This is a genomic window from Xanthomonas sp. PPL134, assembly GCF_040595915.1.
Taxonomy (GTDB): domain Bacteria; phylum Pseudomonadota; class Gammaproteobacteria; order Xanthomonadales; family Xanthomonadaceae; genus Xanthomonas_A; species Xanthomonas_A indica.
The window spans coordinates 108,738-126,442 of record NZ_JAMDLL010000003.1 but is presented as its reverse complement, the minus strand read 5'-3'; the positions used below and the strand labels follow the sequence as shown (position 1 = coordinate 126,442).

Sequence of the window (17,705 nt, the reverse complement as noted above, 5' to 3'; positions counted from 1 at the left end):
GCGGCGGATCGATCTCGCCGAACAGGTCGGCGGGCAGCGGCTCAACGGACAAGGGTGTCTCCCAGGGAATCGAGGAAGTGCAGCATCGCCGCCACCGCCAGTTCGGCGTCGGCGGGCTCCACGTGTTCGGCCGGGTGGTGGCTGACGCCGCCGGCACAGCGCAGGAACAGCATCGCGGTCGGGCACAGCGCGGCCATCACCATCGCGTCGTGGCCGGCACCGGACACCAGCCGCCGCGGCGCGATGCCCTGCGCGGCGATGGCCGTTTCCACCGCCGCGACCAGGCGCGGAGCGCAGGGACTGGCCGGCAGGTCCTGCACGCACTGCAGCTCCAACTGCACGCCGCGCGCAACGGCGATCGCGTGCAGGCGCTGCGTGATCGCCTCGGCCGCGGCATCGCGCGCGGCGTCGGTGCCGGCGCGCACGTCGATCGAGAACTCGACCCGCCCCGGCACCACGTTGACCGCGCCCGGCGCCACCTGCAGGCGCCCGACCGTGGCCACCAGGTCCGCCGGCCCGCTGCGCGCCACCTGCTCCACCGCCAGCACGCACTCGGCGGCGGCGGTGAGCGCATCGGCGCGCAGGTCCATGCGCGTGGTGCCGGCGTGGCCGGCGCGGCCCAGCAGCAGTGCGCGGTAGCGGCGCTGCGCAGCGATACCGCTGACCGCCCCCAGCGCCAGCCCCTCGGCCTCCAGCACCGGCCCTTGTTCGATATGCGCTTCCAGATAGGCCAGCACCTCCTGCGGCGCGCGCGCCGCATGCGGCAGCAGCGCGATGTCCAGGCCCCAGGCGGCCAGCGCCTCGGCCAGGGCGATGCCGTCGCCGTCGTGCACCTGCAGCGCTGCCGGGTCCAGCGTGCCGGCCACCGCGCGGCTGCTCAGCATCGATGCCGGGAAGCGCGAGCCTTCCTCGTCGCCGAAGGCGATCACCTCGATCGCGAACGGCAGCCGCCGACCCTGCGCGTGCAGCGCGGCCACGCATTCGATGCCGAGCATGATCCCCAGCGGACCGTCGTAGCGGCCGGCGTCGCGCACGCTGTCCAGGTGGCTGCCGATCAGCAGCGCCGGTGCATTCGCGACCGCGCCTTCGTAGCGGCCAAGCAGGTTGCCGGCCGGGTCGATGCGGGTATGCAGCCCGGCCTCGCCCATCCATGCCGCCACCGCCGCCACGGAGGCGCGATGCGCCGGGCTCAGCCAGCCGCGAAACAGGCCGTCCGCGGTGTCGCTGTAGGGCGCCACGCCGAGCGCGTCGCAGCGCGCGACCGCACGCAGGCCGGCGCTGGGCATCGGCGCCGTCGGGGCCGTGGCCGATGCAGGGGCCGTGGCGGCGGAGGGGACGTGGCTGGCGAACATGGCGCGGTCACGAAGGAGGAAAGAAGCGAGCTATAGCGGGCACCGAATCGGCGGAAAAATCCATCCGATTCAATGGATTAGCGATAAAAAAAAACGATTCGTAGCGGTTGTTGGCACTATACGAAGCGCCAGGATTGCAGGCAAACGCCGTTTTCGCGTGGAGGCATTGCAAAAAATGCAACGCACCCTCGCCCCCCCCCCCCCGACCCCTCTCCAGGCGGGAGAAGGGCCAGGCACTTCCCTTCTCCCGTCGGGAGAAGGTGCCCCGAAGGGGCGGATGAGGGTACGGGCGCAGCCTCGTGCACCCAGACTCCGCGAGTCGCTTTCGCGCCGGACCCTCACCCCAACCCCTCTCCCGGTGGGAGAGGGGCTAGGCGCTTCCCTTCTCCCGCTGGGAGAAGGTGCCCCGCAGGGGCGGATGAGGGTACGGGCGAAGCCTCGTGCACCTGACTCCGCAAGTCGCTTTCGCGCCGGACCCTCACCCCAACCCCTCGCCCGGTGGGAGAGGGGCCAGGCACTTCCCTTCTCCCTCCGGGAGAAGGTGCCCCGAAGGGGCGGATGAGGGTACGGGCGCAGCCTCGTGCACCTGACTCCGCGGGTCGCTTTCGCGCCGGACCCTCACCCCAACCCCTCCGGTGGGAGAGCGGCTAGGCGCTACGCGCCCGTGCGCGGCTCCAGGATCGCTTCCACCCGCGGCGCCAACACCTTGAGCATGGCCTGCGCCGCCCTGGACAGTTGCCGCTGCGGCGCCACGCACAGCGCCAGCGTCATCGGCCTGGCCAGGCCCTCGCGCAAGGGCACGAACGCCAGCCGCCCGTCGGCCAGGTCGGCGAGCACGTCCAGTTGCGACAGCAGGCCCACGCCGACGCCCTGGCGCACCAGCGCGCGCAGCGTGCGCACGTCGTTGCAGCGGATGCAGCGGCCCGTGTCGATGTGCTGGCGCTGGTACACCGCCTTGGCGTGCTCGTTGACGATCAGCGGCGCCGCCGGCAACAGCAGGCGATGTTCGCCGAGCAGGTCGTTCAACTGCAGGCTCGCCCTGCCGCTGAGCGGGTGCCCGACCGGCATGCACAAGCCCAGCGGGATCTCGGCGAAGGCGACCACCTCCAGGTCGATGCCGCTGACCGGATCCAGCAGCAGGCCGACATCCACTTCCGCGGCGACGACCTTGTCGGCCACCTTCTGGTTGTCCTCGGTCTGCAGGTTGAAGGTCAGGCCCGGGTGCGCGTCGATCAGGTGGGCCAGGGCATCGACCACGATGCCCTCGCTCAACGCATCGATCATCGCGATCTCGACATGGCCGCGGCGCAGCCCCTTCAATTCGTCGAACAGCTCCAGCGTGCGTTGGTAGCTCTTTTCCCAGCGCCGCATGTCGACCAGCAGCAGTTCGCCGGCGCTGGTCAGGCGCAGGCCGCCCGGCAGCCGCTCGAACAACTGCACGCCCAGCTCCTGCTCGGCCTTGAGGATCTGCCGGTCGATCGCCGAGGCCGATACGTGCAGCGCCTCGGAGGCGCGGCGGATGCTGCGCCAATGCGCCACTTCCATGAAATAGCGGGTGAAGCGGGAGAAGGTCAGCATGACGGCTCAAAGTTCCTGGGTGCGCAACACGCGGCGCGGACGCGGCGGCGATGGCGCGCCTGGGCCATGGTACGGAAGCGCTGCCGCCGGCGTGGCGTGCGCGGCGTTGCGGCGCAGACGTGGATGGCATGGCGCGCGCCGCGCCTCATTGCGCCTGCGGATCGAAATAGGCCTCCCAGGTCGCCGCCGATCCCGCCCGCGTGGCCGCCTGCCGAAACCGCTGCATCGCCTGCGCGTCGTCGCCGCTGTTGAGCAGCGCCACGCCGAGGTTGAAGTAGGTATGGCGGTCCTCCGGCTGCAGCCGCACGGCGCGCTGCAACGCGTCGACCGCATCGGCGTAGCGCCCCAGGTCGCACTGCACCGCCCCCAGGCCGGTGAGCAGCGCGGCATCGTCCGGCGCCGCCGCCAGCGCGGCCAGCAGCAGCGACTCGGCCTGCACCAATGCCGCGCCCCCGCCCTGCGGATCGGTCATCGCCGCATGCACCAGCACCCTGGCGCGCACGAGGGCGTCGCGGCCGTGGCCGTGGCCGTGGCCGTGGCCGGCGCCAGCATCGGCCACGGGCGACCCGCCTACCACCCCGCCACCGCCCCATCGCTGCGCGGGTCGCTGGCACCGCTCAGAGTGCCGTCGGCCTCGCGCACCAGCGCGCCGGCGTGGCCCATCACCGAGGAGAACGGCGGCAGCAGTTCGACGGCATGGCCGGCTGCGCGCAAGGCCTGCACCACCGCGGGATCGAAGCGGTCCTCCAGCTTCAGCGTGGTGCTGTCCTCGCCCCAGGTGCGGCCGAGCAGCCAGCGCGGCGCGCTGACCGCCTGCTGCAGCGGCACGCCGAAGCGGGCGTAGCGGCTGAACAGCGCCGCCTGGGTCTGCGGCTGGCCTTCGCCGCCCATGGTGCCGTAGGCCATCAGCCGGCCGTCGTCGAAGCGCGCCAGCGCCGGGTTGAGCGTATGGAACGGCTTGCGTCCGGGCGCCAGCGCGTTCCAGCCGTCGGCGGCGAGACGGAAGCTGCAGCCGCGGTTCTGCCAGACGATGCCGCTGCGCGGCAGCACCAGCCCGGAGCCGAATTCGAAATAGGTGGACTGGATGCAGCTGACCGCACGGCCGGCACCGTCGATCGCGCCGAACCAAACGGTGTCGCCGGCCTGCGACGGCTGCGGCCACGGCAGCGCGCGCGCCGGATCGATGCGGGCGGCCATCGCGTCGAGCGCGCCGGCATCGTCGAGCAGCGCCTGCGCGTCCAGGGTCATCCAGGCCGGGTCGCCGACGTGCGCATCGCGGACCAGGAACGCCTGCTTGGTCGCTTCGACCAGGCCGTGCAGGTGCGCGTAGCCATCGGCCCGGTCCGCGGCCAGGCGGTCGAACAGCGCCAGGATCAGCAGCGAGGCCAGGCCCTGGGTCGGCGGCGCGTGGTTGTACAGGCGCGCGCCGGCGACCGCCACCGACAACGGCACGCTGGCCTCGGCCTGGTGCGCGGCCAGATCGGCGGCGCGCAGCGGGCTGCCCAGCGCCTGCAGGTCGGCGGCGAGGTCGGCGGCCAGCGCGCCGCGGTAGAAATCGTCCAGGCCGGCCGCGGCCAGGCGCTGCAGGGTGGCGGCCAGTTGCGGCTGGCGCAGCAGCTCGCCCTCGCGCAGCGGCCGCCCGGCGGCTTCGAAGATCGCCGCGTAGGCGCCGGGCTGGGCACGCAGTTCGGCGCCCTTGGCCGCGGCGATGGCGCTGCCGCCGAGGGTGACCGGCACGCCGGCCGCGGCATGCTGGATGGCGTCGTCGAGCAGGCGCGCCAGCGGCAGCCGCGCCTCGCTCTGGCGCAAGGCCAACGCCCAGCCGGACACGGTCCCGGCCACGGTATTGGCCGCGCCCGGACCGCGCCAGGGAATCGCCGCCTGCCCGGCGTAGTGCTGCAGCGTGGCACCCTGCGCGGCGCGGCCGCAGGCGTCGATCGCGTGCACGCAGCCGTCGGGTTCGGCGATCAACCAGAAGCCGTCGCCGCCGATGCCGGTCATGTGCGGATAGACCACCGCCAGGCAGGCCGCGGTCGCCACCGCCGCCTCCACCGCGGTGCCGCCGTCGCGCAGCACGTCGCGCCCGGCCTGCGCGGCGAGATGATGCGGGGCGACCACCATGCCGCGCCGCGAACGCAAGGTGTGCAGCATCAGCGCGGCTCCAGCGACGGCGGGGTCGCGCCGATCAGGCCGGCGCCTTCCAGGTGCGCAGCGAGCGCGAACAAGCGGTCCTCGCGCCCCGGCGCGGCGATCAGTTGCACGCCCAGCGGCAACTGCCCCGGGCGGTACAGCGGCGCGGCCAGCACCGGGCAGCGCGCCAGGCCCAGCGGCTGGGTGAACACGCCGAGGTTGGCGCGCGCCGACACCGCCGCCCCGTCGAGTTGGATCGTCTCCTGGTCGATGCGCGGCGCCGCGCACGGTGTGGCCGGCGCCAGCAGCACGTCGACCCCGTCCCACAGGCGCTGCATCGCCTCGGCGAACCACGCACCGAAGCGCTGCGCGTCGGCAATGGCCGCGGCGGGCAGTTGCAGCCCGGCGAGCAGGCGATCGCGCGTGGCCGGATCGAAGCGGTCGCCGTGCGCGGCCAGCGCTTCGCGATGGCGATAGCCGCCCTCGGCCGCGGTCATCACGAACGCCGCCGCGCGGGCGCGTTCGGCCTGCGGCAGTTCGCGCCAGGCGTTGCCGCCCAGCGCGTCGTGCAGCGCGGCCAGGCCGGCCTCCAGCTCCGGATCGAGATTGCGCCGGAACCAGCCGTCCAGGCGCGCCACGCGCAAACCGGCGGCGTCCAGCGACGGCAGCCGCTGCCCGCGCATGGCCTCGTACACCACGCGCAGGTCGGCGACCGTGGTCGCAAACGGCCCGACCACGTCGAAGGCCTCGACGAACGGAAACACGCCATCCACCGCCAGGCTGCCATGGCTTGGGCGCAGCCCGTAGACGCCGCACAGCGCCGCCGGCACGCGGATCGAGCCGTTGGTGTCCGAGCCCAGCGCGAACGGCACCCAGCGCGCCGCCACCGCCGCCGCCGAGCCGCCGGAGGAACCGCCGGCCAGGCGCTGCGGATCGTGCGGATTGGCGGTGGTGCCGTAGTGCGCGTTGACCGTGGCGAAGCCGTAGGCGAACTCGTCCATGTTGGCGGTGCCGACCAACACCGCGCCGGCCTCGGCCAGGCGCCGCACCACCGCCGCATCGTGCGTGGCCGGCGCGGCATCGGCGCGCAGCGCGGCGCCGGCGGTGGTCGCCAGGCCGGCGACATCGAACAGGTCCTTGACCACGAACGGCACGCCGGCCAGCGCACCGCCATCGCTGCCGCCGGCCAATGCCGCCTGCACGCGCGCGGCGTCGGCCTCGGCACGCGCCGGCAGCGGTCGCGTCACCGCACACAGTTGCGGATTGTCGCGTTCGATCTGCGCCAGCGCCTGCCGCGCGTGCCGCTGCGCAGCGCCGCCGTCGGCACGCGTGGCCGCGACCAGCGGGGCGATGACCCCGCCCTCCTGCGGCGCCGACGGTGGCGGTGGCGCGGCGAAGTCCTGCAGCAGTTGCGCGTAGCCGCGCAGCAGTTCGGCGTTGCGCTGGATACCGGCCTGCCACGTCTCTGGGATCTGCATGAGGTCGCCTCGCTAAGGGGGAGCGGTGCACGCTGTCGATCGCCAGCGTCGCCTGCAAGGCGCGGTTCGCGCAACCGCCGCGAACCGCGGGCGTGTCCTCCCGCTACTCATCCGCCACCTTGGGCCTGGCCTGGACGGCGCCGGCGTCACGCGGTGCGGCGCCCGACCGATCGTAGGCCGATGGCCGGCCTACCGCGGCAGCGGCGCGCCCAGCGCCGGCGGCTGCGGCGCGGTCAGGCGCTCGACCAGCAACTGCTCGATCGCGGCCACGTCCACCTCGCGCACCACCTGCTGCGCCTGCTCGCCCAGGCCCGGCTGGTAGCCCGGCGCCCACGACAGGATGTCGCCGTAGCCGGCGCCGAACTCGGTGTTGGTGTCCACGTACAGGGTCTCGCTGACGGTAGCCAGTTCCGGACGCAGCCACACCGCGGTGGCCAGTTCGTCCCACATCGGGAAGCCGGGTTCGCGCCGGCGCAGCGCATGGCCGATCGGCGTGTCGGCGGCGCTCATCCGTGCCAGCAGCTGCGGGGTCAGTTCGGTGGCCGTGGACGGATCCACCGGCACCATCACCATGCGCCGCCACGGCGCACGCATCACGATGCTGGCCGCTTCCGGATCCCAGCGGATGTTGAACTCGCGCCGCGGCGAATTGACGAACTCGCGCGCGAACTGCGCCGCCGAGACGCTGTCGCGGCGCTGCCGCGGATTGAGGCTGCCGCCCATGTAGACCAGTTCCTTGGCCAGCGAGGCGAACGCCGGATCCAGCCGCTGCGCCAGCGCCAGGTTGGTCAGCGGCCCGGTGGCGACGATGCTGACCTCGCCCGGGAACTCGCGCACCTTGCGGATCATGAACAAGGCGGCAGGCTCGCTGGCCGCCTGCACCACGCTCGGATTACCCAGCGGCAGATCCGGGACCACGTCGTGGGCGTGGTAGCGCGGCGCGCTCTGCACCGTGTCGTGCTCGACCCATTGCCGGGTCCAGGCGCCCTTCCACAGCAGCTTGCCGTACAGCGCCTCCCAGCGCTCGGTGGCCCGCTCGCTGTTGAGCAGCGGGAACACCGGGCCGGGCAGCACCGGCACCTCGCCGCGCCCGGCGATCTCGAGCAGGCGCCGGGTGTGCGCCAGCGCCTCGTCGCGCCAGATGTTGCCGCTGACCACCGAGATGCCGAGCACCTCGACCTCGGGCGATTGCAGCAACAACAACTGCGCGGGGGTGAAGCCGTCGATGTCGTCCTCGAGGATGACGCGGCGGCGCGGCGCGATGGCGGATGGAGGAATGAGCGTGGTGGCTGTGCTGGCGGAGGCGATCGGCATGAGGCGGGACGGTCGATGGCGGAACGGGACACAAGGCGCGACCCGCGCGCGGGCACGCCGGTCGATGCGAGAAGGGCGGCGCGTCGAAACGGAACAGCCGGCGACGTGCCGCATGGGCAGTAGGGTAATCGGGTTTGCGTGCATCGCCACGCACGGCGATGCGCCGCGGTGTGCCGGCATGCGGCGCTCGTTGCCTCCATGAGGAGCGGCGACGATGTGCGACCCGCGCCGACGTCTTGGGCAGCCGCGTAAACTTGGCGCGTACTCGAACCAAGGAAGGACCGCATGCACGACCGAACCGATCGACCGCCGGCGCACGCACAGACGCGCGTGCCGCTGCTGGTCCGCACGACCTCGCCGGCGCATTTCCTGCTGGCGCTTCTGCTCGGCGCGAGCCTGCAGCGCGCGCTGCCCCTGCCGCTGCCGCAGGGCGCCACGCTGGCCTGGCTGCAACTGGGCGGCGGCGTGGTCGCGCTCGCCGGCCTGCTGCTGGCGTGCTGGTGCTTCGTGCTGTTCGCGCGCGATCGCACCACCCTGCTGCCCGAGCGCATGCCGGCGCAGTTGGTCTGCCACGGGCCGTACCGGCATACCCGCAATCCGATGTACGTCAGCCTGATCCTGAGCTACCTCGGCCTGAGCGTACAGATCGGCTGGCCCTGGTCGGCGCTGCTGCTGCCGTTGCCGCTGCTGGCCTTGCAGTGGGTGGTGATCCCCTACGAGGAAGCGCGCCTGCGCGAGCGCTTCGGCAGCGCCTACGACCACTACTGCGCGCAGGTCGCGCGCTGGCTGTAGCCGCCGGCCGCGCCGGCGCGCCTCAGCGCGCCAGCCACCAGGCCGCCGCCGCGGCCAGCAGCAGCGCCAGCAGGATCCAGCGCCAGCGCCCACCGTGGTCGCCGGCGCTCACCGCCGAGGCGGCGCCCAGGGTCGGCGCCGACCGCAGATGCCGCTGCACCAGGTCCAGTGCCTCGCGCAGCGACATGTCCGGGTAGTGCGCGAACACCAGCTTGGCCGCCTTGCGCCGCTCGCCGCGGCGTAGCGCCAGCTCCGCCGCCGGCGGCAGGCGCCGTTCCTCTGGCACGGTCGACGCCTGCAACCTGGCTGCGGTGTCCGGCCTCGTGCCCGCTGCCGGGCCGGAAGCGTGGCGATCGAGCAGCTCGGTCACCGAACGTGCCGCGCCGGCCAGCAGCCAGGCGTCGACCTGCTCCTTGGCGCTGCGCAGGTCCATGCCGGTGTGGGTCCGCAGCAGCTTGATCGCCTGGATGATCTGGCCCTGCGCGAGGGCATCGGCAACCTGCGGGGGCGGCGGGTTCGGGTTCATGTCGCAGGTGCTGAGATCGGGACGCGCCAGTCTTGCCGCTAGCCGGTTAAGCGGCTGTGGCAGCGCGCGACGGCGGCGGTCCCGCCCTCACGTGTCCATCATTCGGCTCCCCTAAAGATCGCGTCATGAACATCGAAATCTGGCAAGGCGACATCACCGAACTCGACGTGGACGCGATCGTCAACGCCGCCAACGAGTCCCTGCTCGGCGGCGGCGGCGTGGACGGCGCGATCCACCGTGCCGCCGGCCCGGACCTGCTGGAAGACTGCCGACGCCTGCCGGAACTCAAGACTGGCGTGCGCTGCCCGGTGGGCGAAGTCCGCGCGACCGCGGGCCACCGGCTCAAGGCGCGGCACGTGCTGCATACCGTCGGCCCGGTGTGGCGCGACGGCGCCCACAACGAATCCGCGCTGCTCGCCAACTGCTACTGGCGCACGCTGCGTCTGGCCGAGCAGATGGGCCTGCACTCGGTGGCGTTCCCGGCGATCAGTTGCGGCGTCTATGGCTATCCGCTGCACCAGGCCGCGCGCATCGCGGTCACCGAGACCGACGCCTGGCAGCGCGCGCACGCGGTGCCCAAGCGGATCATCCTGGTGGCCTACAACGAGGCCACCGCCAAGGCGTATCGGCAGGCGCTGCGCGACGTGCAGTGCGCCACCGCGGCCTGAGCGTCCGACCAACCGGCGGGGCTCACCAGGCAGCCATTGCCCACCTCTGACCTTGCAAGGCCTGCCTTTCACCCTATGGCGGGCGTTGAAGGGTCTGCAGTAACAACACCCGCATTGTCACTGTGGGTATTTCCCCGACACCGTGTCGGGGGACGCGGCAAAGAGTGATGCTGCGCTCAGATTTGCTCAGATTGATCCGCGGTCGGAAGGCTACATTGCGCGAGCCTCAATCCTAACGCCGCCTTAACATCATGACGATCTCCTGCCGTCCGCGTCCTAGCACGCTGGCGAATGCGCTGTTCGCGCTTCCGTGGGCCGCCGGCCTCGCCTTGACCCTGACCTGCGCGCCGGCCTTCGCCCAGGAGGCCGCCCCGGCCACCGGCACGGCCGCCGAGGCGACGACCCCGATCGCGGTACAGGCGATCCGCGTCACCGGCGTCGGCGACCATCCGCGCGAGCGGATCGATCCGGCGCGCCTGCAGGCGCTGGCCGACGCCCGCCTGCGTGCGCTCGGCGGCGGCACGCTGCCGGCCCAGCTCAGCTTCGCGCAATTGCAGCAGATCGCCGACGCGCTGACCCAGGCCTATCGCCAGGCCGGCTTCCTGGTCGCCCGCGCGTATCTGCCGGTGCAGACCCTGGGACCGGACCAGGTGGTCGAGATCCGCGTGATCGAAGGCCGGGTCGGCAAGATCACCGTCGAGGGCACGCGCCGCTACGACGACCGCCTGATCGCCAGCCCCGCCCTGGCCCTGCAGGGCCAGATCCTGCGCCAGCAGGACCTGCAATCGGCGTTGCTGTACACCCGCGACCTGCCCGGCGTCTCCGCCACCTCCGTGCTCAAGCCCGGCGCCAACCCCGGCGAGACCGACGTGGTGATCCAGGCCAGCGAGGAGCGTCCGCTGCAGGTCAGCGTCGGGGCCAGCAACTACGGCACCCCGAGCATCGGCCGCTACCGCGCCCAGCTCGGCGTGGACTGGAACAACCCGCTGGGCCTGGGCGACCACCTGTCGGCCAGCTACGCCTATGCGCTGGATCCGGCCAATACCTGGCAGGGCAGCTTCGCCTACCAGGTGCCGATCGCCGGCGTGGACGGCCTCAGCGCCAGCGCGTCCTACACGCGCAGCGTGGTCAACCTCGACAACGGCGCGTTCGCCGCGCTCGACATCCACGGCCCGACCCAGCAAACGGCACTGGGCCTGGACTGGAAATTCGTCAATTCCGACGCCTGGCGCGTGCAGAGCTGGCTGCACCTGGTCAAGGAGAGCTCGCGCCTGCAGGGCCTGGGCGTGCTGTTGTCCAAGCAGAAATTCGACGTGGCCGAACTCGGCACCAGCGTGCGCCACGACGACCGTCGGCTCCACGCCATCGACCTGCTGCAGCTCAGCGTGCGCGGCGCGCTCGACGACGACTCGCCGCAGACCGACTACCTGTACGCCCGCCACGACCGCCACTTCACGGTCGCCCGCCTGAGCTACACCCGGCTGCAAGGGCTGACCGCCACGCAGCGCCTGCAGCTGCGCTTCAACGGCCAGTACAGCGACGACACCCTGACCCCGCTGGAACAGTTCTCGCTGGGCGGGCCGACCAGCGTGCGCGCCTTCCCGCTCGGCGCCGCGCTCGGCGACCGCGGCTTCGATTCCGGCCTGGAATACCAGGTGGACGCACCCGGCTTCGCCACCGCCGCCTCGCCGTTCGGCGGTCGCGCCTGGGGCCAGTTGCTGACCGCCAGCGTGTTCTACGACTACGGCCGGGTCTACCCCAACGGCGCCAACCGCGCCGTGTACGACAGCGTCACCACCTTCGAGGGTGCCGGTGTCGGCCTCAGCTTCCGGCTGCCCGACTGGCACGGGCTCTCGTTCGATCTGGCCGCGGCCAAGCCCACCGGCACCACCCAGCCGGGCGACGGCAAGGATGTGCGCTACTGGGCCCGCTTCGGCCTGACCTTCTGACCTGGGGATCCCCATGAACCGCATCTACCGCCTCGTCTTCAACCGCAGTCTCGGCGTGCTCCAGGTCGCCTCCGAAGTCGCCGCCGGCCATGCCGGCAGCGCTGGCGCCGGCGCGGCGCGCCTGGCCGCGCCGCTGCTGCCCTTCGCCCTGGCCTGCGCACTGGCCGCGCCGGCCTACGCCAGCGGCGTGCCGTCGCTGTCCAGCGCCACCGGCGCCACCGTGTCGCAGAACGGCGGCACGCTGCAGATCGACCAGAACGCCGCCAAGGCCGTGCTGAACTGGAACAGCTTCAACGTCGGCAAGGATGCCAGCGTGGTGTTCCTGCAGCCGTCCAGCTCGGCGGTGGCGCTCAACCTGATCGACGCCAGCCGCGGCGCCAGCGTCATCGACGGCAGCCTGCGCGCCAACGGCAACGTGTTCCTGATCAACTCCGCCGGCATCCTGTTCGGCAACCACGCGCAGGTGAACGTCGGCGGCCTGGTCGCCAGTTCGCTGGGCCTGGCCGGCGACGACGCGCACGGCTACCTGCTCGCGCGCGGCGACCATGGCGCTGCCAGCGTGGTCAACCAGGGCAGCATCAACGCCGGCAACGGCGGCTCGGTGAACCTGGTCGGCAACCATGTCGACAACCGCGGCAGCATCACCGCCGACGGCGGCGCCATCCGCCTGCTCTCGGCCGACCAGGTCAAGGTGACCATGGACGCGGCCGGCGCGATCGGCATGCAGATGGTCGCGGCCGCCAGCCAGTCGGTGGACGGCGCGGCGGCGGCTGTGGAGAACAGCGGCAGCCTGCGCGCAAACGGCGGGCAGATCCTGCTGCAGGCCGGCAGCACCGGGTTGTCGCAGTTGCTGGTCAACAATATCGGCACGCTCGAAGCCACCGGCATCGACACGTCCGGCGGCAGCGTGCGTCTGATCGGCAGCGGCGGCGACGTGGCCAGCAGCGGCCGCATCGATGTCTCCGGCACTGAGGGCGGCAGCGTGCAGTTGCTGTCCGATGGTGCGGTGAATGTCGATGGCCGCATCGATGCCCGCGGCAGCGTGGCCGGCGGCAGTATCCGCATCGGCGGCGGCTACCAGGGCGGCGAACAGTTGCAACATGCCAGCGCGGCCACCGTCGCCAGCGGCGCGACACTCGACGCCAGCGCGACCGGCCAGGGCAATGGCGGCTCGATCGTGGTCTGGTCCGATGGCCACACCGCGGTGCACGGCGCGCTGCATGCCGACGCGGCCGGCAGCGGCAACGGCGGCCTGCTCGAAACCAGCGGCCACACCGTCGACTTCTCCGGCATCGACGTCGGTGCCAAGGGCGCCGGACCTGGCAGCGCCGGCACCTGGCTGGTCGACCCGGAAGACCTGACCGTGGACAGCGCGGCGGCCAGCACCATCAGCGGCACGTTGAACGGCGGCACCAACGTCACCCTGCTCGCCAGCCTCACCAACGCCAGCGGTCCGGGCAACGTGAGCAGCGGCGCCGGCGACATCAACGTCAATGCGGCGATCGGCTGGAGCGGCAACTCCACGCTGACCCTGGACGCGTACCACAGCATCCACCTCAATGCCGCCGTCACCGCGACCGGCGACACGGGCGGCCTGGTGCTGAACTACGGCGGCTACACCGACAACGGCACCGTCGGCGGCACGGGCGACTACTACGTCAACACCCCCGTCTCGCTCGGTGGCGCGCATGCCAGCCTGAGCATCAACGGACAGGCGTACCGGCTGATCCACTCGCTGGCCGACGCGGCCACCTACTTCAACAGCCCCGGCTCCTACGCGCTGGCCCAGGACATCGACCTGAGCGGCGTCACCCGCAGCAGCGCCCTGGTGTCCTCCTTCCAGAGCAAGCTGGCCGGCCTGGGCCACAGCATCAACAACCTGACCATCTCCGGCGCCAGCGGCTACGTCGGCCTGTTCGGCACCACCAGCAGCAACAGCCTCATCCGCGACCTGCACCTGGGCAATGTGTCCATCTCCGGCGGCTATTACGTCGGCGGCCTGGTCGGCTACGGCCAGGGCGCGATCAAGAACGTCACCGTCGACGGCAGCGTGACCGGAACCTCGGGCGGCGTTGGCGGAGTGACCGGCTACAACCTGGGCTTGATCGACAACGGCGCGTTCGCCGGCAGCGTCAACGGACAGAGCGCGGTCGGCGGCGTGGCGGGCAACAACGTCAGCGGCACGATCCGCAACACCCACAGCACCGGCAGCGTGACCGGCAGTTCCTCCGACACCGGCGGCCTGGTCGGCTACAACGACGGCGGCAGCCTCAGCAACACGTATTCCACCAGCAACGTGAGCGGCACCAGCTATGTCGGCGGCCTGGCCGGATCGAACCAGAACAGCGGTACGATCAAGAACAGCTACGCCAGCGGCAGCGTCATCGGCACCAGCTACATTGTCGGCGGGCTGGTCGGCATGAACTACCAGAGCACCATCGCCAACGCCTACGCCACCGGCAGCGTCACCGCGCCGACCTCGGTCGGCGGACTGGTGGGCGTCAACAATCCAGGTAGCGCAGCCGTCACCTCCAGCAGCGTCAACAACAGTTACGCCACTGGCGCGGTCAGCGGCACCAACAATGTCGGTGGGCTGATCGGCGCCAATACGGGCAGCGTCAGCAATGCGTCCTGGGACGTCGGCAGCACCGGCCAGGCCAATGCCATCAGCAACGGCGGCAGCGGCAGCGTCACCAACCTGACCAGCTTCGGCAGCGGCAACCGCTACAACCACGCCACGTACGGCAATCTCGGCACCTGGTCGCTGCTCGCCGGCAGCAGCAATGTCTATGTCGCCAGCGACGGCAACGGCAACCCGGCCTGGATCATGATCGAGGGGCAGACGCGCCCGTTCCTGGCCAGCGAGTACAGCACCACCATCGGCAACACGCACCAGTTGCAGTTGATGGCGTACAACCTGGCGGCCAGCTACAGCCTGTCCGCCGACATCGACGCCAGCCAGACCGCCGGCAGCAATGCCAGCGGCATGTGGAGCAGCGCCGGTTTCAGCCCGGTCGGCGACAGCAGCAACGCCTTCACCGGCAGCCTCAACGGCGCAAACCACACCATCGCCGGGCTGACCATCGCACGCGGCGGCGCGTCCTACGTCGGCCTGTTCGGCAATACCGGCCTCGCCAGCCAGATCGGCAACCTGGCCCTGACCGGCGCCACCGTCGTGGGCACCGCCTACGTGGGCGGTGTCGCCGGCTTCAATGCCGGCAGCCTCAGCGACATCCGCGTCAACGGCACCATGAGCGGTACCGGCAACTTCGTCGGTGGCCTCACCGGCTACAACAACGCCGGGACGATCGCCGGCGTGCAGACCAGCGGCAGCGTGGTCGGCAGCGGCGGCGCCTACAGCGGCAACTACGTCGGCGGGCTGATCGGCAGCAACGCCAACGGCACGATCGGCACCTCGTCCTCGTCGAGCACGGTCTCCGGCGGCAGCAGCGTCGGCGGCCTGGTCGGCAACGACTACCAGGGCAGCTATGGCAACGCCTTCGCCACCGGCAACGTCAGCAGCACCAGCACCACCACCGGCAACAACGTGGGCGGACTGATCGGCAATGCCATCCAGAGCACCCTGCAGAACGTGCACGCCACCGGCAACGTCACCGCGACCACCTCGAGTGCCGGCGGCCTGGTCGGCATGGCCGGCGCCGGCAGCATCCAGAACGCGTACGCCAGCGGCAACGTGTCGGGAACCCGGAGCGTGGGCGGCTTGGTCGGACGCAGTTCCGCCGCGATCGACACGGCCTATGCGACCGGCGCGGTGAACGGCTCCTCGTCCGAAATCGGCGGGCTAATCGGGACCATGGACCACGGCAGCGTCACGTCGGTCCATGCCACCGGCACCGTGTCCGGCGGCCGCTTTGTCGGCGGACTGGTCGGCTACAGCAATACCGGAAGCGTCGGCGCGTCCTACGCCACCGGCAACGTGTCCGGGACCGACTATCTCGGCGGACTGGTGGGCTACAACGAGAGCGGCAGCATCGGCAACGCCTACGCCACCGGCAACGTCTCCGGCGGCATGTATGTCGCCGGACTGGCCGGCTACAACGACGAGGGCACCATCGCCAACACCTACGCCAGCGGCGATGCCACCGGCACGGCGTATGTCGGCGGACTGGTCGGCGTCAACTACAACAACACCGTGCGCAACTCCTACGCCACCGGCAACGTTTCCGGCACCGGCGCGGTCGGCGGCCTGGTCGGCTCCAATTCCAATGGCAGCATCGTCGCCAGTTTCTTCGCCACCGACATCGGCGGCAATCCGCGGAACGTGGGCCTGAACACGGTCGGCAACAGCGGCGGCAGCATCGATGCGATCAGCGGCGGCAGGTCCTGGAGTGCGCTGAACACGCTGTCCACCTTCACCGATGCCGGCTGGGCGATCGACGACCGTGGCGGCACCGGCCTGACCTGGCGCCTGTACGAACAGATGGGCACGCCGCTGCTGCGCAGCTTCCTGACCCCGTTGACGATCACCACCGGCGTCTCCGGCCTCGACAAGACCTACGACGGCAATGCCGTCAGCGGCACGCTTGCGTCGTATACGATCGGCGGCGCCTTCGACCCTGGCCTGCTGTTCGGCTCGTCGCTGCGGTACGCGACCACCGGCAATGGGGTCGGCCACTACACCACGGGCAACGGCACCCTGCAGCTCGGCGGCCTGGCGTCCTCGCAGCAGGGCTACGACATCGCCTACGTGGTCTCCGGCGGCATCAGCATCACCCCGGCGACGCTGACGGTGACGGCGACCTCGGGTTCCAAGACCTACGGCGGCACCGCCAACCTCGGCGGCTACAGCGTCTCCGGCCTGGTCGGCAACGACACGGTGTCCGGCGTCGCCCTGGGCAGCGCGGGCGCCGGCAGCGGCGCGACGGTGGGCACCTACGCGATCACCGCCTCCGGTGCCACTGGCGCGGGATTGTCCAACTACGTCGTCAGCTACGTCGATGGCAGCCTGCGCGTCGATCCGGCCACCCTGCGCATCGTCGCCACCGACGCCAACAAGACCTATGGCGGTACCGCCAATCTCAGCGGCTACAGCGTGTCCGGTCTGCTCAACGGCGACACCGTTTCCGGCGTCGCCCTGGGCAGCGCCGGTGCCGGTACCGGCGCCGCGGTGGGCAACTACGCGATCACCGCCTCCGGCGCCACCGGCGCCGGGCTGTCCAACTACGTCGTCAGCTACGTCGATGGCAGCCTGCGTGTCGACCCGGCCACCCTGCGCATCGTTGCCAGCGATGCCAGCAAGACCGTCGGCAGCACCGCCACCCTGAGCGGCTACCGTGTCTCCGGCCTGCTCAACGGCGACACCGTCGCCGGCGTCGCCCTGGACAGCGCCGGTGCCGGCGCCGACGCCGCGGTCGGCAACTACGCGATCACCGCGTCCGGTGCCACCGGCGCGGGGCTGTCCAACTACGCCATCACCTACGTCGACGGCCTGTTGAACGTGGTTCCCGGCAGCGGCGATGGCGGTGGTGCCGGTGCCCAGCTGACCACCACGACCGTGCAGGCGATCAACACCTCGGTCGCCGTCGCAACGACCAGCGATGCCGTCAGCACAGCACCGACGCAGCAGCAAAAGGCCGACGAAGCCGCCAAGGAACTGGCCGCCGCGGCCCAGGCCAGTGGCAGTGGCACCGTCACGGCCGCCACCGACTCGATCCTCATCGTCGATGGCGGCATCCGCGCCCCGAGCGTCGCCTGCACCCCGAGCGGCGCGTCCAACGCATCCGCGGACAGCTGCATCATCCGGCAGTGACCGGGATGGCCTGACGACACCGCGCGACGGTGTCGTCAGGCCATGGCAACGCCATCACGACGGCTCCCGGCGGCAAGCCGGGGCCGCAATGCCATCCAGGAACGCACGATCCGGCGCAACCCGGCGCCATCGCGTTTGCCGACAGCGC

11 protein-coding genes are annotated in these 17,705 nt (G+C 71.5%); 4 read left to right on the top strand and 7 right to left on the bottom strand.

The features are described from left to right. Positions 1–41 precede the first annotated feature (41 nt). From M3U25_RS08470 to M3U25_RS08445, 6 genes are all read right to left on the bottom strand, one after another. Positions 42–1,286 carry an allantoate amidohydrolase gene (locus tag M3U25_RS08470; RefSeq protein WP_355498439.1) on the bottom strand — a complete coding sequence of 415 codons (1,245 nt, stop codon included), beginning with the start codon at positions 1,284–1,286 and terminating at the stop codon, positions 42–44. A 720-nt stretch (positions 1,287–2,006) separates the two neighbouring features. Beyond that, complete coding sequence (locus M3U25_RS08465; protein ID WP_242160975.1) at positions 2,007–2,930, bottom strand: LysR family transcriptional regulator; 924 nt, start codon at positions 2,928–2,930, stop codon at positions 2,007–2,009. A 145-nt stretch (positions 2,931–3,075) separates the two neighbouring features. Beyond that, complete coding sequence (locus M3U25_RS08460; protein ID WP_355498441.1) at positions 3,076–3,489, bottom strand: tetratricopeptide repeat protein; 414 nt, start codon at positions 3,487–3,489, stop codon at positions 3,076–3,078. Between the two features lie 11 nt (positions 3,490–3,500). Further along, a complete protein-coding gene (locus M3U25_RS08455) occupies positions 3,501–5,081 on the bottom strand; it encodes a gamma-glutamyltransferase (protein WP_355498444.1) in 1,581 nt (526 codons plus the stop codon). Beyond that, positions 5,081–6,538 (bottom strand): AtzE family amidohydrolase, encoded by a 1,458-nt coding sequence (locus M3U25_RS08450; RefSeq protein ID WP_242160972.1) that lies wholly within the window; start codon positions 6,536–6,538, stop codon positions 5,081–5,083. The genes M3U25_RS08455 and M3U25_RS08450 overlap by 1 nt, the downstream gene beginning before the upstream one ends. Positions 6,539–6,727: 189 nt before the next feature. Continuing rightward, positions 6,728–7,852, bottom strand: a complete 1,125-nt coding sequence (locus tag M3U25_RS08445) for a nucleoside hydrolase (protein WP_355498447.1) — start codon at positions 7,850–7,852, stop codon at positions 6,728–6,730. Positions 7,853–8,137: 285 nt separating this feature from the next. On the opposite strand from M3U25_RS08445, the gene M3U25_RS08440 reads away from it, so the two are divergent. Further along, a complete protein-coding gene (locus M3U25_RS08440; protein ID WP_355498449.1) occupies positions 8,138–8,644 on the top strand; it encodes an isoprenylcysteine carboxylmethyltransferase family protein in 507 nt (168 codons plus the stop codon). Between the two features lie 22 nt (positions 8,645–8,666). Here M3U25_RS08440 and M3U25_RS08435 read toward each other — a convergent pair whose 3' ends face one another. After that, positions 8,667–9,170 carry a hypothetical protein gene (locus M3U25_RS08435; RefSeq protein ID WP_355498452.1) on the bottom strand — a complete coding sequence of 168 codons (504 nt, stop codon included), beginning with the start codon at positions 9,168–9,170 and terminating at the stop codon, positions 8,667–8,669. Between the two features lie 125 nt (positions 9,171–9,295). Between M3U25_RS08435 and M3U25_RS08430 the strand changes: the two genes are divergently transcribed. The 3 genes from M3U25_RS08430 to M3U25_RS08420 all read left to right on the top strand — a co-directional run bounded on the left by M3U25_RS08430 (position 9,296) and on the right by M3U25_RS08420 (position 17,557). Then, the gene (locus tag M3U25_RS08430; RefSeq protein WP_355498455.1) at positions 9,296–9,838 is read left to right on the top strand and encodes an O-acetyl-ADP-ribose deacetylase; all 543 of its coding nucleotides are present in this window, start codon (positions 9,296–9,298) and stop codon (positions 9,836–9,838) included. A 251-nt stretch (positions 9,839–10,089) separates the two neighbouring features. Then, the gene (locus M3U25_RS08425) at positions 10,090–11,787 is read left to right on the top strand and encodes a ShlB/FhaC/HecB family hemolysin secretion/activation protein (protein ID WP_355498458.1); all 1,698 of its coding nucleotides are present in this window, start codon (positions 10,090–10,092) and stop codon (positions 11,785–11,787) included. 13 nt (positions 11,788–11,800) lie between these two features. Beyond that, the gene (locus M3U25_RS08420; RefSeq protein WP_355498461.1) at positions 11,801–17,557 is read left to right on the top strand and encodes a GLUG motif-containing protein; all 5,757 of its coding nucleotides are present in this window, start codon (positions 11,801–11,803) and stop codon (positions 17,555–17,557) included. The last annotated feature ends 148 nt before the right edge of the window (positions 17,558–17,705 follow it).

What these genes read in the sequence shown, in the direction of transcription:
- M3U25_RS08470 (WP_355498439.1), bottom strand. Translation starts at nt 1,286, where the DNA reads ATGCCCAGCGCCGGCCTGCGTGCGGTCGCGCGCTGCGACGCGCTCGGC.
- M3U25_RS08465 (WP_242160975.1), bottom strand. Translation starts at nt 2,930, where the DNA reads ATGCTGACCTTCTCCCGCTTCACCCGCTATTTCATGGAAGTGGCGCAT.
- M3U25_RS08455 (WP_355498444.1), bottom strand. Translation starts at nt 5,081, where the DNA reads ATGCTGCACACCTTGCGTTCGCGGCGCGGCATGGTGGTCGCCCCGCAT.
- M3U25_RS08450 (WP_242160972.1), bottom strand. Translation starts at nt 6,538, where the DNA reads ATGCAGATCCCAGAGACGTGGCAGGCCGGTATCCAGCGCAACGCCGAA.
- M3U25_RS08445 (WP_355498447.1), bottom strand. Translation starts at nt 7,852, where the DNA reads ATGCCGATCGCCTCCGCCAGCACAGCCACCACGCTCATTCCTCCATCC.
- M3U25_RS08440 (WP_355498449.1), top strand. Translation starts at nt 8,138, where the DNA reads ATGCACGACCGAACCGATCGACCGCCGGCGCACGCACAGACGCGCGTG.
- M3U25_RS08435 (WP_355498452.1), bottom strand. Translation starts at nt 9,170, where the DNA reads ATGAACCCGAACCCGCCGCCCCCGCAGGTTGCCGATGCCCTCGCGCAG.
- M3U25_RS08430 (WP_355498455.1), top strand. Translation starts at nt 9,296, where the DNA reads ATGAACATCGAAATCTGGCAAGGCGACATCACCGAACTCGACGTGGAC.
- M3U25_RS08425 (WP_355498458.1), top strand. Translation starts at nt 10,090, where the DNA reads ATGACGATCTCCTGCCGTCCGCGTCCTAGCACGCTGGCGAATGCGCTG.
- M3U25_RS08420 (WP_355498461.1), top strand. Translation starts at nt 11,801, where the DNA reads ATGAACCGCATCTACCGCCTCGTCTTCAACCGCAGTCTCGGCGTGCTC.